The following is a 16,558-nucleotide window of genomic DNA, read 5'->3' as shown; positions in this document are numbered from 1 at the left end:
CGCGGGGACAAACCTAAGGAGAAACCATGTTTCGTCGATCTTTCGTTGCCGCCTCCGTCGCCGCCAGCATGTTTGCCGCAACCACCGCTCTTGCCGATAACCATGGCAAGGACATCGTCGACACTGCCGTTGGAGCCGGTTCGTTCGGAACGCTCGTCGCAGCCGTGCAAGCCGCCGGTCTTGTCGACACCCTGAAGGGCGAAGGCCCCTTCACCGTCTTCGCTCCGACCGACGAGGCCTTCGCGGCACTTCCGGAAGGCACCGTCGAAGATCTCTTGAAGCCCGAGAACAAGGATCAACTGACCGCCGTACTCACCTATCATGTCGTCCCCGGCAAGGTGATGAGCACAGACCTCAGCAACAACATGATGGCCACGACCGTTCAGGGCAGTGATGTAACGATCATGACCGACGGCGGCGTGACCGTCGACGGCGCCAATGTGGTTACTGCGGACATCGAGGCATCCAACGGCGTGATCCACGTCATCGATGCGGTGATCCTGCCGAAGTAATCGAGGCGAAAGCTGACACGCCTTCCTGGTTCTGCCCGGGAGGCGTCGGGGAGCCTGACATGACCGGTCCGGTCTGATCAGGCTCCCCGAACATCCAACGCAAGTCGCGGATGGCACATTTGTGTGAACACGTTCCAGTCGTGGTGGGGTTACGCACAAGCGATACCGGTGACCGTCTATTCGAAGGAGCTGCGGGGCATGAACGAGCGCTCGAGACGCAAGCATCGGGACGGCAGAATTTCAAGTCACGTTGCTTAATCCAACTCGAGGGCGTCCGGTGCCCGAGTGCGGAACATGAACTCCGCTTTGGCAGGCGCAACGATCTCAGTCAGGGTCTGCGGCCGCGTATCCGATATCTGCAATCGGTCGCTAGCAAAGATGAAGCTCCATTTTCTCCTGCATTTCCTGAATGGCATCAGTAAGATGTGAGGAGAACGCCTGTTCCAGCCGGGCGCGACTTGCGTAGGCCGGACGGAGGATCGAAACGCTGTTGCTGACACGTGGTCGGAAGCGTCTCATGACAAGGTCTCGATGACCGGATCCCAAAAGAACATGACTGTAAGCGGTGATCATGTCGCACACCATGTAACAGAAACCTTCAGACACGAACTCCAGGCCCGGAAGGGATGTTCTCAACTCCAGCCGTTTGTTGAAAAGAGCTCCCGCGGAAATGAAGGCCGCTTCGGTTTGCGTGGCCGTCGTATGCTGCTCGAACAGAAGGGCCATCGGTTTGCCGTCGAGGTCTTCGGGCGTGATTTCCACAAGCTGGGCAAGCGGGTCGTCGGCCGGCAAGATGCAGACGCATTCAAGGTCGAAATCCACCTGGTTGATCGAAGCCCGCCGCACGGGCGTTTCGGCGAAGCCGATATCGAACTGTTGGGAGGCCACCAGATCCTCGATGACGTCGGAGGATCGCATGATCAGCGACAGATCCACATCGCTCTTGCCGGCAAGGAATCCGGCCAGGAGACGCGGCATGAACAGGCCGGACGCGGCCGGATGACAGGCGACACGCAGACGGCCGGTATCGAGTGATCCGATCCTGCTGAGTGTCAGCTTCGTACGTTCGAGCCGCGCTAGGATCGCTTCGGCTTCCTCAAGAAAATAGTGCGCTTCGGGCGTCGGTGTCAGCTTGCCGTGCTCCCGGATGAACAGGGCAAAGCCAAGTTCGGCCTCCAGCGTCGCAATCATCGTGCTGACCGCAGGCTGGGTTCGCCCGACCGTCTTTGCTGCCCGCGAAATCGATCCGCTTCGCATGACTTCCCGGAAGGTGGAGAGTTGGCGGATCGAGAGATTCATGACGCACCCATAAAGAAAATTTATGATTTTAGAAGAATTATCAAATTGATTTAATGCTTGGTGTCCAGTGAAATCCGACGAAAGCCGCGCCGCCAGAGCGCCGCACCGGGGGACGCCATGGACACCTTCTCGAAATACCTGCTCACGTTCCTGATCGGCGTTGTCGCGCTCGGTCAGTTCGTGCAGGTGATCACACGCTACGTTCTCCAGATTCCCGTGATGGGGCTGGAAGAGACGATGCTCTACCCGACTGTCTGGCTCTACATGCTGGGCGCGGTGAACGCCTCGCGCGAGAACACCCATATCCGCGCCAATGTCCTGGAAATCTGGCTGACCACCAAGCGCCAGCACACGATACTTGCCATCATCGGCGAGATCATAAGCCTGATTGTCGGCCTGTGGCTGCTGAGCTGGGCGTGGGACTTCACGCGCTACTCCTGGCGCGTCTGGAAGGAGAGCCCGACCCTCTACATCCCGACTTTCTATTCCGACATCGCGCTCTTCATCGGGCTGGCGCTGATGATGCTCTACACCGCCCTGCACCTGCTGAGACACATCCGCACCCTTTCCAGGGAGACAGCCCGATGATCGAGATTGCGCTCCTTGCCATCGCCGTCCTTGTTCTGACACTCACGCTGGGGGTTCCGCTGCCCTACTGCTTCGGCGCCGCCCTCATGGTGATGTATTTCGTCGGCGACGTGACGATGAAGGGCATGATGATCTGGGGGTTCCAGCAGCTCGGCAACCCGGTCCTGCTGGCCATCCCGCTCTTCGTCCTCGCCGGCACGATCATGTCGGAAAGCGGTATCGCGGCCTCGCTCCTGCGCTTCGTCAACGCCTTCATCGGCCATATTCGCGGCGGTCTGGGCGTCGTCGCCGCCGTGTCCTGCGCGGTGATCGGCGCCATCTCCGGCTCCGGCCTCACCGGCATTGCCGCGATCGGCCCGCTGCTCATTCCCGAAATGGAAAAGCGCGGATACCCGCGTGAATACGCCACCGCGCTCATCGCCAATTCCTCGATCCTGGGCCTGCTGATACCTCCTTCCGTCACGATGATCGTCTATGGATGGGTGACGGACACCTCGATCCTGGCCTGTTTTCTTGCCACGCTGGGGCCGGGCCTGCTCATCATGTTCAACTTCTCGGTTGTGAACCTCTGGATGAGCCGGAAGTTCGATCTGAAGCTCGACGACAAACCGACTTTCAGCGAGCTGTCCAGCGAGGTCGTCAAGCGCGGCTTCAACGCGACACCCGCACTGCTCATGCCGGTAATGATCCTCGGCGGCATCTATGGCGGCATCATGACGCCCACCGAGGCGGCCGCCTTGGCTGTGATCTACGCCGTTCCCGTGGGCTTCTTCGTCTACAAGGGGCTGCGCTGGGAGAACTTCCTCAGCGCCGGCAGCGAAGCCGCGACCGCCGTCGGCGCGATCATGATCATGATCCTGTTCTCGATGATCCTCGGCCAGATGTATGTCTACGAGAGCATCCCGCAGCAGCTTGTCAGCGCGATCTTCGGCATCACCGAAAACAAGGTGATCCTGCTGATCCTGATCAATATCCTGCTGTTCCTGGTGGGCATGGTGGTGAACGACGTGACCGCCATCATCCTGATCGCCCCGCTGCTGCTGCCCCTGATGAACGCCATCGGCGTCAGCCCAGTGCAGTTTGCCGCGATCATGGGGGTCAATACCGCGATGGGCGGCGTGACGCCGCCTTATGCCTCGATCCTCTATCTCGGGGCGCGGATCGGCAACGTGAAGGTCACCAAGGTAATTCCGCCCGCCATGGTCCTGATCGTCACGGGCTATGTGCCGGTCGTCTTCCTGACCTCGCTCTGGCCCGACTTGTCGCTCTTCCTGCCGAGGGTCTTCGGCTACTGACTACCTCAACGATAACCTATTGATATCCAACGGAGGACTACCCATGAAACGCTTTCTGATCGGCACGGCTGCCACCGCCCTGATGGCGCTCTCGAGCGTCGCCACTGCGGCGGATCTCAAGATGAGCCACGTTCGCCCGCAAGACGCTACCATTGACGTAGAACTGCGCGCATTCTCGGCTGCCGTCGCGGAGGCCACCGGTGGCGACGTGACCATCAATCTCTTCCCGGCCTCCGCGCTTGGCGACTACACCACGGTTCAGGAGCGCATCAGCGTGGGCGCCATCGACATGGCCACCCAGCCCGCCGCCACCGCCGCCGACCGGCGGATGCAGATCAGCTCCTTCCCCTTCCTCGCGAATAGCTGGGAGGAAGCCCGCGCGATCTACGGCCCCGACGGCCCGGTCCGCAATGTCATGGCCGATCTCTATGCCGAGCAGGACATCACGATGCTCGCTGCCTACCCGGTCTATTTCGGTGGCATCTCGCTCAACACAGATCCGGTAAACCCGGGCGACCCGAGCCAATCGAACGGCATCAAGGTGCGCGTGCCCGGCATCAAGTCCTTCCAGCTGACCGGCGAGGCGCTCGGCTACATTCCCTCGCCGATCCCGTTCTCCGAAGCCTTCACCGCCATCCAGACCGGCGTTGTCGACGGCGTGATCGGTTCTGGCGCCGAGGGCTACTACGCCTCGTTCCGCGACGTGACGAAAGCCTATGTGCCGGCCAATACGCATTTCGAAGTCTGGTACATGATCATCTCGAATGGTTCGCTGGCCGAACTGGATGCCGAAGATCAGGAGACCCTGAAGGCCGCCGCCGCCGAGTTCGAAGCACAGCGCTGGACCGTGGCCGAAGAGGACCAGGGCAAGTGGGAACAGCGTCTTGTCGATGAGCTTGGCGCCACGCTGGTCGAGTTGACAGAGGATCAACTCGCGGCAATGGCCGCGAAGGTCCGCGAAGACGTCTGGCCGATCGTGCTGGAGGATGTCGGTGCCGAGTGGGGACAAGGCATCCTTGACCAGATCGGCAAGTAAAGACAAACGGGGCGGCGTGGCTCGCCGCCCCATTCCCTGAAACAACTCGCCCAAGGACAATTCGATGGAAGCAGATTATGCGATCATCGGCGGTGGAGTCGTCGGCCTGTCCGTGGCCTGGGGACTTCTGAAACGCGGCCACCGTGTTATCGTGCTTGATGGCGATGACGGGTCGTTCCGCGCCAGCCGGGGGAACTTCGGCCTGGTCTGGGTGCAATCCAAGGGCATGAACCAGCCCCGCTACGCGCGTTGGTCGCAGCAATCCGCCGCGATCTGGGCCGAGTTTGCCGAAGAATTGGGCCACAATACCGGCCGCGATGTGCCGCTGGAGCAGAAGGGTGGCTACGATCTGCATTTCTCCGAGGAGACCCTGCAGGCCACTGTCGAGAAATACGAGGTCCTTAAGGGGCAACTGGGCGGCGACTACCCGTACGAGGTTCTCGGCCACAACGCGCTGCGCCAGGAGGAGCCGTATATCGGTCCGAAAGTCGCCGGCGCGATCCTGCACTACCAGGACGGGCACGCGAATCCGCTCAAGCTGTTGATGGCGCTTGCCGATGATGTGCGCCGCATGGGCGGGCACGTTCTGACCGGCAAGACCGTCACCGAGGTCGGCAAGGCGGACGGCTTCCGCGTGCAGTGCAGCGACGGCACGATTGTTGAGGCGGGCAAGGTCATCCTCTCCGCCGGTCTTGGCGCGGCCGATCTCGGCCCGAAGCTCGGGTTCAAGGCGCCGGTGCGTCCGCAACGTGGACAGGTGCTCATCACCGAGAAACTGCCGAAGATGATCAACCGTCCGTCCCTGATTGCGCGCCAGGTAGACGAAGGCGGCATCCAGATTGGCGCGACCAACGAGGAGGTTGGCTTCGACGACACTGTGACCCAACCGGGCCTCTCCGGTCTCGCAGCACAGGCGATCGCTGCCTACCCGGCGCTCGGCAAGGCCCAGCTTGTGCGAAGCTGGGCGGCGCTCCGGGTGCTCTCGCCCGACGGATTGCCGATCTACCAGGAGAGCCCGGATATGCCCGGTTGCTACCTTGTTACCTGTCATAGCGGCATCACGCTCGCCGCCGCCCATGCCCGCTACCTGCCGGACTGGTTCGAGCGGACCGAGGCCGCCCCGGATCTGGAGGTGTTCAGTGAAGACCGATTTGCCGTTTCTTGAGCTGGAGGACAGCCCGCTTGTCGCGGTCTGGTTCGACGGTGCGCAGCTGGAATTGCCCGAAGGGGCAAACCTCGCCGCTGCACTCCTCGCCGCGGGGATCGGCGTGTTTCGCCACACGCCCGTCTCCGCTGCGCCTCGCGGCCCGTTCTGCATGATGGGCGCCTGCTTTGACTGCCTCGTCGAAATCGACGGCGTCGTGCGCCAGGCGTGCATGATGGAGGTTGTCGAAGGCCTGCGGGTTTCCAAGCCGCATGAGACAGGGGGCATGCATGCACCGGAGTGACCTCGTTGTGATCGGCGCAGGCCCCGCTGGCATGGCGGCGGCCGCGACCGCTGTGGAAAACGGCCTGAGCGTGATGCTTCTGGATGAACAGTCCCGCCCGGGCGGGCAGATCTACCGGGATGTCGACCGCGCAGCCGGGAAGCGGAGCGACATCCTCGGCCCCGACTTCAAGCACGGCTTGGCTCTGACCCAGGCGCTCCGCGAAAGCGCCGTCGAACATGTTACCGGGGCGGTGGTCTGGGCCATTGAGGACGGATTTCGGATTTCCTACACCAAAGCAGGGCGCGCCACGCAGGTTGCGGCCGACAGGATCCTCCTCGCTACCGGCGCGCTGGAACGGCCGATGCCTGTTCCGGGCTGGACGCTGCCCGGCGTCATGACAGCCGGGGCGGCGCAGACCCTGCTCAAGAGTTCCGGCGTGATTGCACGTCGCGCCGTCCTCGTCGGATCCGGCCCGCTGCTTTACCTCATTGCGGCGCAAATGGTGCGGGCTGGCACCCCGCCGCTGGCGCTCGTCGAGACGCAGTCGCGTGCGGACCTTCGCCGCGCCGCCCGTCATGTCGGCGGCGCGCTGCGTGGCTGGCCGTATCTTGCCAAGGGGCTGAAGCTGATGGCGGAGATCGCCCGGGCAGGGGTGCCCCGCTTCACAGGCGCAACGAACATCGCCATTGAGGGCGAGGAGCGTGCAGAGGCCGTAAGCTTCCGGAGCAGGGGGCGAAACCAGCGTCTCGAATGTGACACGGTCCTGCTGCATCACGGTGTTGTCCCCAACACGCAAGCCGCCCGTTCGATCAGGGTGCCCCATCTCTGGAACGCAGCACAGGCTGCATTCTCACCGGTGATCGACCAATGGGGCGCGACCGAGCTGGAGGGCGTGCATATCGCCGGCGATGGCGCCGGGATCGGTGGCGCCGAGGTTGCCGAGGTCGCGGGACGGCTGGCCGCCTTGCAGATCGCCGCGCAGGCCGAACGGCTTTCCGAGGCCGAGCGGGACAGGCTGGCCGCACCGCTCTTCAAGCGAAAGGCGCGGGACATGGCAATCCGTCCGTTCCTCGACATGGCCTTTCCGCCGGTCGCCGAGGCGCTCTTGCCCGAGAATGCAACGATCATCTGCCGCTGCGAAGAAGTCACGGCGGGCGACATCAGGCGCTATGCGCAAATGGGCTGCCTTGGGCCCAACCAGACCAAGGCGTTCGGCCGGTCGGGAATGGGCCCTTGCCAGGGCCGGTATTGCGGGCTGACCGTCACGGCTATCCTGTCGGAGGCGAACGGACAGACACCGGACGCGACGGGATATTTCCGGATCCGCCCGCCGCTGAAGCCGGTGACACTTGGAGAGTTGGCGGCAATGGAAACAACGCCTGAACAGAGTGCTGCGGAATAGGCAGGAAAAAGGTGATGATTGAGCGGACCGGAATCGGCCCGCGAATGAGCAAGATCGAGAAGCACAACAGTGTTGTCTGACACTACGGCCAGCTATGGCAAGGGCTCTGGGCAATCCCATCGCGGTGGCAGAACCCGGCACTCGACCCTCGTCCCCGGACCAATTCGAGCCCGTCCAGGGCGATCATGATATTGTTCGTCCGGTTACTCGGACCGGTGGCGTTCACGAGCTCGCGCCGCAGTCTACTGCTTGTCCAGCCGGTCGACGGGTTTGCGCAACCGCAACCGAAAACCGAAACTATCTGAGCGACAAGGCGCCACCGGACAACGAATTTGGAGATAATCTGGTTGGATTAGGCGGACGCTAACACTTGCGGTACATGCTGGTGCGGAGTAACAGCCTGTCCGGCCCAAAAGTCCGCCAGGAAGTGCAACTAATGGGCCGTAATCGGAGGAATGCATGTCGGGGACGCAAAGAGTCCGCAAAGTCGCTGTCGCGTCGGCATTCCTTGCGATCTTGTTGACCATTCTCGTCTCCAGCATGATCCGGATGGCGCAGGCCGACCGCGTTGCCTCCGTTGTGCGGACCTTTTCGGGTGTCTTCACGGCCAAGATGGAGGAGCAACTCCGGGCCCGTCTTTCCCTGTCCGAAATCATGCAGCAGGCCATTGCCAACGGTCTGGTGGAAAATCCAGACGATTTCCGTTCGCTCAGCGAGACGTTTCACCATCGGTTCAAGGATCTGCAGGCGGTGAACTGGGTGGGCACAACGGGCAGAATCGAGCAGGTAACTCCACTGGAGGGAAACGAAGAAGCCCTGGGGCTCGACCTGTTGGGGTTGGTGGAACCACGTCTGGCGCTCGAAGATTCTGCCCGGATAGATCGCCTGCGGATCACGCCGCCGATCACCCTTGCACAGGGCGGCCGCGGGCTAACCGCCTACGCACCGGTCCGGGCGAACGGCGAGATCACCGGCTATATCAACCTCGTCTTTCGGATCGAACCGATGATCAAGACCGTCCTTGGAGAGGAAGCGGCGGATTCCTTCAATGTTTCGGTCTTTGATGGCACCGAACCGCTATACGTCCAGGAGGGGGAAACCGGTTCCAACCCGCACGCAATCGAAACGCCGATCGAGGTCGGGGGACGGACCTGGACGACGACGATCACGCCAACCGCAGCCGAGGTTGCAAAGGCTCAGACCTTTCTGGACGAGGCCATCCTTGTTGCCGGATTTCTTCTGTCGATCTTCCTCGCGACCATTCTGAATGGGGCGGCTCGCAACCGGGAAACACTGGCCAAAAGTGAAGAACGGTTTTCGCTTGCCATGTAAGGTGCATCGGACGGTCTGTTCGATCTCGATTACACACTGGAAAAGGCGTTCTTTTCCCCGCGTTGGTTCCGGATGCTCGGGTACAAGCCAAACGCACTGCCGCAGAACCTCGGGACATTTGCCAAGTTGCTTCATCCCGAAGATGCGGTGCGGGTCCTGAAGACACCAAAGGAGCTCTTCCTACTTCCCGGCGAGGTTGTGGAGGAAGAGTTTCGGATGCAGCACAAGGACGGGCATTGGGTGACGATCCTGTCGCGCGCCGCCATCCTTCGCCGTGCCGGAAAGGTCGAAAGGGTTGTTGGCACCCATGTCGACATAAGCGAGTTGAAACGGCAGCAATCCGAACTCGAGCGCGCTGCACACACCGACGACCTCACGGGACTTCGAAACCGGCGAGGGTTGTCCAAGGCACTGCTCAATCAAGCAAAATCCATGGGTCGTGGAGAACGGGTCGCTCTGTTCCACCTGGATCTCGACCGGTTCAAGTCAATCAATGACACGAACGGTCATGAGGCCGGGGACCACGTGCTGAGGACAAGTGCAGACAGGTTGAATGCAAGCTTGACCTTCTTTGACATCATTGCACGCGTTGGTGGCGACGAGTTTCTGCTGGCAAAGACGACCAGTGCGAGCGACGCGGATGTGCTCGACACGGCGTCACAGATCGTGGAGCAGATTTCCCGGCCAATACCGTATGCGGGAAAGCAGCTTCGGGTCGGGGCAAGTATCGGTATAGCCTTTGTCAGAAGCGTAGATACTGACGAAATCGAACAGGCAACAGCGAACGCGGATATCGCGTTGTACACGTCGAAGTCCGTGGGGCGGGGGCGTTGTATCCTTTTCGAACCGGGCATGCGGGCTGCGGCTGTGCGAACGGTAGAGCTGTCGTCCGAGATCCGGGAAGGTCTGGAGTTGAAGGAATTCAAGCCATTCTTCCAGCCGCAGATCGACATTCATACAAACGAGATCATCGGTTTCGAGGCACTCGCGCGATGGTATCATCCGACGCGAGGTGTCTTGAGCGCTGCGGATTTCGTCTCTTTCGCAGAGGATGCATTTCTGCTGGAAGCAATCGACGACCAGATATTCGAACAAGCCTGCGAGGCTGTTCCAGAGATTTCGGCGATGGGTGCAGCGACCGCAACGATCAGCGTCAACGTATCGACTGCGCGACTAAGCAGCACGAAGCTGGTGGAAAAGTTGGTCGAGACCGCGCGACGCACACAGGTGGGCCCTGGGCGCATCTGCATAGAGATCCTCGAATCCACATTGCTCAGCGAACGAACAACCAATATCACGCGAAACATCGCGGATCTTGCGGCGGCCGGGTTCAGGTTGGAACTCGATGACTTCGGTACAGGGCACACCGCCATCGCAAGTCTGAGGAATTTCCCAGTTTCACGAATCAAGATCGACCGGAGCCTCATTTCGGGCGTCCAGCGGGATCCCAAACTTCAGGCCATCGCCAGCGCGATTGTCGATCTCGGCTCCAAACTCGACATTGAAGTCCTGGCTGAAGGCGTGGAGACTTGGGCCGAAATCGGCTTTCTCGAAGCGCTCGGCTGTTCGCAGTTTCAGGGCTTTCTGATAGCGCCCCCCTTGTCTTTGGAGGAATTGCCCACTTGGATCGAAAGCTGGAACGGTAATCCTGGCTTCCTGGCGCGCGCGGTATAGGACTTCGCGACGAGCCTGGACACTGCGGTTGGCTCCGAACTGGACGTTTCCCGCAGAGATCCCGACATCCGCAAATTCGGCAAAGACGACTTCTGTGCACCACGCCGCATCCATTGGATTGGGTTCGCTCCCGCCGTCCCCTGCAAGGATCACAAACGGCGAATTCCGGCTGTTCATGACCACTAAACACTCTGCGCTCGTGCCCGGTGACAAAGTCGACGAACGCTTCGCACTTGTGGATAATCGCTCCAACTACAAGCCTCGGCAATATCCGATCAAAACGTGGCTTCTCCGCTTACTTTTCTGCCCCTACAGCCGCCAAGAGCCAGTCCGTCCTTCTGTATCTTCACCGTGTGAAGCAGACTGATGAGCATGGCTTGACCAAGAGCCTCACCGCCTTCTCGACCGCCGCCCTCTACACTTCGGGCCTGACGCGGCGCGAAGTGTCGCCTTACCTGCCATCGAGCTTTCCTTCAGCTGCGACCGGAGCCCGGTTGGTATTTACGCCTGTTGGCGCGGGGCGGGCGATTGCGGTGGCCAGGGGGCGTCTGGCAGTCCAAGGCCGAATGTGTGCGTTCGGTGTTGTCGTCGGCGGTCCAGGTAGCAATTACGGCGCGCGCATGGGCCAGGTTCCAGAACATGGTATCAGTGAGCATTTCATCCCGCATCCGACCGTTGATGGGGCAGACGGCCCCGCTCCTGAGGAGGGACCGCATGCTGGTCCCACATTGCAGAAGGAGCATACCCATGACCCCAGCCGCTGTGGGCCTCGATCTGGCCAAGAACGTGTTTCGCGCCCATGTCGCCGATGCATCTGGCAAGACGATCGCCCGCAAGTGGCTCACGCGTCGTGTCCTGCTCGACCATTTCAAGGCTTTGCCGCGTTGCGTGATAGGTATTGATGCTTGTGCGGCCGCCCATCACTGGGCCCGTCAATTGCAGGAGCTTGGCCATCGCGTGCGCCCGATTCCTTCGGGTTTTGTCAAACCCTTCGTGCTGCGAAGAATGACGCCACTGATGCCGCCGCCATTTGTGAAGCCTTGAGACGCCCCAACATGCGCTTTGTCCCGATCAAATCGCGCGAGGATCCGTGTTCCGCTCCGGGAATGAGTTCGCTGCCTTGCTTGGTCTGACTCCGCACCAGAATTCATCCAGCGGCACACCGAGGCTGGGCGGCATCACCAAGCGGGGGGACCGCTCTCTTCGCCATCTGCTGGTCTTGGGGGCGCGGACCGTAGTGAGACACCCCAAAGCCCGTTCTCGCGTCGATGATCCATGGATTGAGGCATTGCTGGAACGGCGACAGCCCATGGTTGTTGCCGTCGCGGTTGCAAACAAGCTGGCCAGGACGATCTGGGCAATGCTGACCACCGGCGAGGTGTTTCGGAACGCGCATGTGCAAGGATCAAGAGCGAAGAGAAGAAGAAACAAAGAGATGGCACAAGATCAATGATGCCCCGAGATCGCGCTTTCCGGAACCGCCGCGTTGCATTCCCGGGTGACATCGTCGACCACGTTGAGAACCTGGAAGCGCTGGCCGTTGGCGAACTCGTCTTGGACGAAACCCAAAGACCAGCGCGCATTGGGAGGCGCCTCGACCAGAAGCGGAGCCCGCGTCCCGACAGCCTTCCGCCGCGCCTTCCGTTTTCGCATTGTCAGCCCCTCTTCCCGGTAGAACCGGAAAATGCGACTGATCCCTGAGGGCTCACCCTTGCGGCGCAGCAAGACGAACAGGCGCCGGGAACCGAAACCGCCTTCGCTGGTTGGCCAGGTCCCGCAACCGACCGCTCAGCATTGTGTCCGACGTGCGTTGAGTCCGATAGCGGATCATCGTTCGATCCGCGCTGACGATGTGGCAGGCCTGCCATTCCGATAGGCCATGTCCGGCACGAGGATCCTCCCGCCCGCCCTTTGTGCATTCGGACAAAAGAACACCAAAAGCGGACAGTTTTTTCGCCGCCCGCGGCGGTTTCCTTACGCCGTTACCGTGGTTGAATTTCTCCACGCCGTTCTCATCACTCCAGGACGATCCTGAACCAATTCGCCCGCTCGGCTGGACCGGCGGCGTTCACGGGCTCATTTGGCAGAATCCTGCTAGCGTGTGGCCCGACGGATGTCTCCGACGAGCCTTTTGCCTGGGCTGGGACCGTTCACACTCCGCAGAGCGACACGTCCAGCCCGAGTTCTTGGGCGAGCGCCGCCTTCGCCTTCATTGCGCGGTCGGCTTCTTCAGCCGAATTGGCGTAGACCACTTGAATGTGGTTCGCCTTGTGGCGCGCCATCATCTTGTCGCGGTCGACGCCGGTCAGGACGGCATGCATGATCGGCCATTCGTAGCTGGTCGACCGGCTGCGGCGCTCGGTTTCTTCCGCCGGCAGGCTGACCGCCTGACCGCGGCCGATATCCATGTGCAGCGCGCCGCCCTCGACGAAGATACGCGACCAGACGATTTCGCCCGCCTTTGCGATCCCCTTGAGCGTGCCGCCACCCGCAGGGAAGAACATCGGCGGTTGCCGCAGGCTTTCGGAGCCGGCCCAACCACCCTCATTATGCTCCGGAGGCACGGCGCCGGAGATCTCGAAGACCCAGATGAAATCCTCGCGGCTGCCGGACCGATCGGCATCGCCCCAGCGGATGTCGTGCAGCGTGGTCTCGACAGGCTGGCCGAGCGCGCGGTGAACGCGGTTGGTCAACAGCGCGTCGAGGCCGGCGCATTCGTCCACCTCGTTGAAATGAACGATCGCCTGACCCGCGCGGATGACCGCGCCATCGGCGCCGGTCACGTCGGGGCGATCGTCGTTATTGAGCATGCCCTCCACCAGATCCGAGGCCGGCAGCAGGTCTTTCAGGCCCTGCTGGTACTGGATTCCGATTGCCTCGCAGCCGAACTGCTCGGCCAGCCGCACCGCCGCGATATACATCCGGCACTGGTCGAGCACCTGCTCCTCGGTCAGTTCGGTTGCCGGGTCGGTGCCGAGATGGAAGGTCATGCCGCGTTCCAGCATCCACTCATAGGCTGCCCGCGCCTCGGCCTCGGACACCTGTTTGGTGGCGAAGTAGAGCGCCGATTGGGACAGCCGTTCCTTGTAGATTCCCAAGGGCATCAGCAACTCGTCGGGAATGATGGCATTGTACATGCCCATGCAGCCCTCGTCGAAAACCCCCAGGATTGCCTTGTTGCGCCGCAGATCCTCGGCGATTCCGGCGACGAGCGCCTGGTCGGCCCGGGATACGCCGCTGCCATCGAAGGGCGTGACATGGCTGGTGTCATGCGTGACCGCGCCGGTCTCCAGCCATTCGCGCAACCCGTTCTGGAAGAAGTCGTCCTCGAAGTCCACGCTCCAGAGCGAGGCATAGGCCACGCCTGCCTTGGTCAACGAGCCATTGAGATTGAGCAGCCCCACCAGCCCCGGCCATTGCCCGGACCAGTTGGCAACCGTCAGGATCGGCCCCTTGTGCGAGACCAGCCCGGCCAGAACGTGGTGCGAATACTGCCAGACCGCCTCGGCGACGATCAGCGGCGCCTTCGGGTCGATATTCACGAAGACATCCATGCCCTCGCGCTGGCTGGCGATGAAACCATGCCCCTCGGGCTTGACCGGGTGGGCACGCTTCAGCTTGTGCCCCATCCCGGCCAGAACCTCTGCCAGTTTCGCTTCCATCGCCGCCTGTGCCGGCCAGCACTGCACATTTGCGCTCTCGCGCAAATCGCCGCTTGCAACAAGGATAATCTCGCTCATTGGTTTTTCCTCCCGTCTCACTCTCAGGCTGCCGGCCAGACCGATTGCAGCTTCTCGCCCGCGAGCAACCGGTCCCGGCAGGCGGCCTCGTTCTTGCCGAGCGCTTCGGCGGCCTCGACCACGGCGCGCAGTTTTTCCTTCGGGATAACGACCACACCGTCGATATCGGCGAAGATCACGTCGCCCGGACGGATTGTCACGCCGCCGATCTGGATCGGGACCTGGCTCTCTCTGGGTTCCTTCTTGCCGGTTACGCCGACCGGGCTGAGGCCGGTCGCGAAGAGCGGGTAGCCCATCTCCCGGACCTCGGCGATATCCCGGACCGTGCTGTTGACGATGGTCGCGGCCAGACCGCGTGTCTTGGCGCCGGTGGACATCAGCCCGCCGGTGCAGGAGCCTGCCGCGCAGGAAGCTTCGACTACCATGATCCCGCCCTCGGGCGCGTTGTCGATAGCGTTGTGATAGACGTCCTGAGGCTCGCCGCGCCGCTGCGACGGACCGAACTGAACCGTCACGGCCGGTCCGCAGACCACGGCACCGGGTTCGAGCGCGCCGAAGAGCGAGAGGTCGGGCAAATAGCCCCAGAGTCCAAGGCTTTCCATGCTGTCATGCAGGTCGCCGGAATACCATTTCTTCAGGCGCTCGATCGCGTCCCAATCGGTGTTCGAATAGTCGAACTTGTCCATCTCAGTCGTCCTTTTCCTGTGCCTGCCTGAGTGCGATTTCCAGATAGGAGGCGCTGTTGTCGATATGCTCGCGCACCGCCTGCGCGGCGGCGGCGGGATCGCGCGAGGCGATCCGGTCGTGGATGCGGGCGTGTTCTTCGTAGGCCCGCTCCAGGGATTTGGTCGGCACCCGGCTCGATACCCGGATGACGCTGATGATAAGCTCGAAGAGATGGCGGTAGAGCTCCGTCAGCACAGCGTTTCCTGCCGAGGCCACGAGAGCGGCGTGAAAGCCCGCGTCGCGCTCGGCAAAAAGCTCGTGATCGCCGGAATCGGCCGCTGCGCGTAGCTCCACCAATGCCTGGGCAAATTCCGGCCCGATCGGCACTTCGCGGCGGGCGAGACTCTCGGCAACCTCGACCTCGATCATCCGCCGCACATCCATGAGCTGGCGCAGATAGGCCGGATCGGAGGCGAAAAGCTGGTGCAGGTTGATCGCGAGCGTGCCGAGGAAATGCGAGACGTCGTTGCGCACGACCACCGTGCGCTCGCCATGACGTCGCCGCACAAGGCCCTTTGTCTCCAGAACCTGGATCGCCTCGCGCACGGACCGGGTGGAAACACCGAAGGATTGCGCAATCGCACTTTCGGAGGGAAGCCTGTCGCCGACGGCAAGCTCGCCGGTGAGTATCTGTTCTTCCAGCTCCTCGGCCACGGTCGCGTGCAGACGCTCCCGTGCCGGCGGCTTGCGCAAGTCCCTCGGTGTCACCACGCCGTGAATCCTCCATCCAGTACGAGATTGGCTCCCGTCATATAGCTCGAAGCCTCGGAACCGAGAAACTGCACGATTGGCCCGAATTCCTCAATCTCGGCCTGACGGCCCATCGGGACACGTTCGAGGAAGGCGTCGATGAACTCCTTGTCGAAGGAGCCGGTCTTGACGCCACCGAAGGTCACGAGGTTCACCCGAACGCCCTTTTTAGCCCAGTAGGTGGCGAGATAACGCGTCATGTTCAGCAGGCCGGATTTTGACGCGGCATAGGAGATAGCCTTGACGAAGGGCTCGCCGTCGCGCTCCTCGCGATAGGCATAGAGCGCCTGGTTGGGCGAGACCATGCCGTACATCGAGCCCACCATGATGATCGAACCGCGCCCGGCCTCGGCCATCTTGGAGCCCACGACTTGCGTGGTCAGCATGACGCCGGTCAGGTTGGTATCGATGATCTCGTCCCAGAATTTCTGCGGATAGACCTCGAAGGGCGCGTTCTGCTCGGCGCCGCCATCGGGCTTGGAATCGATGCCGGCATTGTTGACGAGGATATGCGGTACGCCCCAGTCGGCGATGAGCTGCTCGGTTGCGGCTTCCAGCGCGGCCTTGTCGCGCACGCTGGCCTCGTAGACGCGGATGCTGTCGGCCATGTCTCCGAACTTCTCAGCGATCTGCTCGCGGGAGAAGGGGCGACGGGAGAAGATCGCCACCTTGGCGCCGGCCTCGACAAGCGAGGTGGTGAATTGCGTGCCGAGCTGGCCGAGGCCACCGGTCACGACGGCAACCTTGTCTTTTACGCTGAACGGATTTTCCATG

Annotated in this window: 14 protein-coding genes and 3 pseudogenes; 10 read left to right on the top strand and 7 right to left on the bottom strand. The window is 61.8% G+C overall.

Annotated features, from left to right (window positions below; genetic code table 11):
* The first annotated feature begins 26 nt into the window (after positions 1 to 26).
* Positions 27 to 512, top strand: coding sequence for a fasciclin domain-containing protein (locus tag AX756_RS02505; protein WP_068308294.1), 486 nt, complete (start codon positions 27 to 29; stop codon positions 510 to 512).
* Positions 513 to 881: 369 nt separating this feature from the next.
* Here AX756_RS02505 and AX756_RS02500 read toward each other — a convergent pair whose 3' ends face one another.
* Entirely contained in the window at positions 882 to 1,811 is a 930-nt protein-coding gene (locus tag AX756_RS02500) for a LysR family transcriptional regulator (RefSeq protein WP_068308291.1), read from the bottom strand.
* Between the two features lie 117 nt (positions 1,812 to 1,928).
* On the opposite strand from AX756_RS02500, the gene AX756_RS02495 reads away from it, so the two are divergent.
* From AX756_RS02495 to AX756_RS02460, 8 genes are all read left to right on the top strand, one after another.
* A complete protein-coding gene (locus AX756_RS02495) occupies positions 1,929 to 2,399 on the top strand; it encodes a TRAP transporter small permease (RefSeq protein WP_068308288.1) in 471 nt (156 codons plus the stop codon).
* Entirely contained in the window at positions 2,396 to 3,694 is a 1,299-nt protein-coding gene (locus tag AX756_RS02490; protein ID WP_068308286.1) for a TRAP transporter large permease, read from the top strand. The genes AX756_RS02495 and AX756_RS02490 overlap by 4 nt, the downstream gene beginning before the upstream one ends.
* 43 nt (positions 3,695 to 3,737) lie before the next feature.
* Positions 3,738 to 4,730, top strand: a complete 993-nt coding sequence (gene dctP / locus AX756_RS02485; RefSeq protein WP_068308283.1) for a TRAP transporter substrate-binding protein DctP — start codon at positions 3,738 to 3,740, stop codon at positions 4,728 to 4,730.
* Positions 4,731 to 4,794: 64 nt separating this feature from the next.
* Entirely contained in the window at positions 4,795 to 5,895 is a 1,101-nt protein-coding gene (locus AX756_RS02480) for an NAD(P)/FAD-dependent oxidoreductase (protein ID WP_068308280.1), read from the top strand.
* The gene (locus AX756_RS02475; protein ID WP_068308277.1) at positions 5,870 to 6,178 is read left to right on the top strand and encodes a (2Fe-2S)-binding protein; all 309 of its coding nucleotides are present in this window, start codon (positions 5,870 to 5,872) and stop codon (positions 6,176 to 6,178) included. Before AX756_RS02480 ends, AX756_RS02475 begins: the two co-directional genes overlap by 26 nt.
* A complete protein-coding gene (locus tag AX756_RS02470) occupies positions 6,165 to 7,562 on the top strand; it encodes an FAD/NAD(P)-dependent oxidoreductase (protein WP_068308274.1) in 1,398 nt (465 codons plus the stop codon). The genes AX756_RS02475 and AX756_RS02470 overlap by 14 nt, the downstream gene beginning before the upstream one ends.
* Positions 7,563 to 8,021: 459 nt before the next feature.
* A complete protein-coding gene (locus tag AX756_RS02465) occupies positions 8,022 to 8,894 on the top strand; it encodes a CHASE domain-containing protein (protein ID WP_068308271.1) in 873 nt (290 codons plus the stop codon).
* Between the two features lie 15 nt (positions 8,895 to 8,909).
* A complete protein-coding gene (locus tag AX756_RS02460; protein ID WP_321186429.1) occupies positions 8,910 to 10,568 on the top strand; it encodes a putative bifunctional diguanylate cyclase/phosphodiesterase in 1,659 nt (552 codons plus the stop codon).
* 542 nt (positions 10,569 to 11,110) lie between these two features.
* Here the strand turns inward: AX756_RS02460 and AX756_RS26840 are convergent.
* Positions 11,111 to 11,257, bottom strand: a pseudogene (locus tag AX756_RS26840) (integrase core domain-containing protein); the annotation flags it as partial.
* 58 nt (positions 11,258 to 11,315) lie between these two features.
* Between AX756_RS26840 and AX756_RS24945 the strand changes: the two are divergent.
* A pseudogene (locus AX756_RS24945) lies at positions 11,316 to 12,021 on the top strand (transposase).
* A 2-nt stretch (positions 12,022 to 12,023) separates the two neighbouring features.
* On the opposite strand, the pseudogene AX756_RS02445 reads toward AX756_RS24945, so the two are convergent.
* The 5 genes and pseudogenes from AX756_RS02445 to AX756_RS02425 all read right to left on the bottom strand — a co-directional run.
* A pseudogene (locus AX756_RS02445) lies at positions 12,024 to 12,459 on the bottom strand (transposase family protein); the annotation flags it as partial.
* 259 nt (positions 12,460 to 12,718) lie between these two features.
* On the bottom strand, positions 12,719 to 14,308 hold the full coding sequence (locus tag AX756_RS02440) for a fucose isomerase (protein WP_068308259.1): 1,590 nt from the start codon (positions 14,306 to 14,308) through the stop codon (positions 12,719 to 12,721).
* A gap of 23 nt (positions 14,309 to 14,331) precedes the next feature.
* Complete coding sequence (locus AX756_RS02435; protein WP_068308256.1) at positions 14,332 to 14,994, bottom strand: RraA family protein; 663 nt, start codon at positions 14,992 to 14,994, stop codon at positions 14,332 to 14,334.
* 1 nt (position 14,995) lies between these two features.
* On the bottom strand, positions 14,996 to 15,745 hold the full coding sequence (locus AX756_RS02430; RefSeq protein ID WP_082738889.1) for a FadR/GntR family transcriptional regulator: 750 nt from the start codon (positions 15,743 to 15,745) through the stop codon (positions 14,996 to 14,998).
* Positions 15,739 to 16,557, bottom strand: coding sequence for an SDR family oxidoreductase (locus tag AX756_RS02425; protein WP_068308250.1), 819 nt, complete (start codon positions 16,555 to 16,557; stop codon positions 15,739 to 15,741). Before AX756_RS02425 ends, AX756_RS02430 begins: the two co-directional genes overlap by 7 nt.
* Position 16,558: the final 1 nt, after the last annotated feature.

This window comes from Aliiruegeria sabulilitoris, assembly GCF_001558155.1.
GTDB lineage: Bacteria > Pseudomonadota > Alphaproteobacteria > Rhodobacterales > Rhodobacteraceae > Tropicimonas > Tropicimonas sabulilitoris.
This window is presented reverse-complemented; position numbering and strand designations above follow the sequence as displayed.

What these genes read in the sequence shown, in the direction of transcription:
- AX756_RS02505 (WP_068308294.1), top strand. Translation starts at nt 27, where the DNA reads ATGTTTCGTCGATCTTTCGTTGCCGCCTCCGTCGCCGCCAGCATGTTT.
- AX756_RS02500 (WP_068308291.1), bottom strand. Translation starts at nt 1,811, where the DNA reads ATGAATCTCTCGATCCGCCAACTCTCCACCTTCCGGGAAGTCATGCGA.
- AX756_RS02495 (WP_068308288.1), top strand. Translation starts at nt 1,929, where the DNA reads ATGGACACCTTCTCGAAATACCTGCTCACGTTCCTGATCGGCGTTGTC.
- AX756_RS02490 (WP_068308286.1), top strand. Translation starts at nt 2,396, where the DNA reads ATGATCGAGATTGCGCTCCTTGCCATCGCCGTCCTTGTTCTGACACTC.
- dctP (WP_068308283.1), top strand. Translation starts at nt 3,738, where the DNA reads ATGAAACGCTTTCTGATCGGCACGGCTGCCACCGCCCTGATGGCGCTC.
- AX756_RS02480 (WP_068308280.1), top strand. Translation starts at nt 4,795, where the DNA reads ATGGAAGCAGATTATGCGATCATCGGCGGTGGAGTCGTCGGCCTGTCC.
- AX756_RS02470 (WP_068308274.1), top strand. Translation starts at nt 6,165, where the DNA reads ATGCACCGGAGTGACCTCGTTGTGATCGGCGCAGGCCCCGCTGGCATG.
- AX756_RS02465 (WP_068308271.1), top strand. Translation starts at nt 8,022, where the DNA reads ATGTCGGGGACGCAAAGAGTCCGCAAAGTCGCTGTCGCGTCGGCATTC.
- AX756_RS02440 (WP_068308259.1), bottom strand. Translation starts at nt 14,308, where the DNA reads ATGAGCGAGATTATCCTTGTTGCAAGCGGCGATTTGCGCGAGAGCGCA.
- AX756_RS02435 (WP_068308256.1), bottom strand. Translation starts at nt 14,994, where the DNA reads ATGGACAAGTTCGACTATTCGAACACCGATTGGGACGCGATCGAGCGC.
- AX756_RS02425 (WP_068308250.1), bottom strand. Translation starts at nt 16,557, where the DNA reads ATGGAAAATCCGTTCAGCGTAAAAGACAAGGTTGCCGTCGTGACCGGT.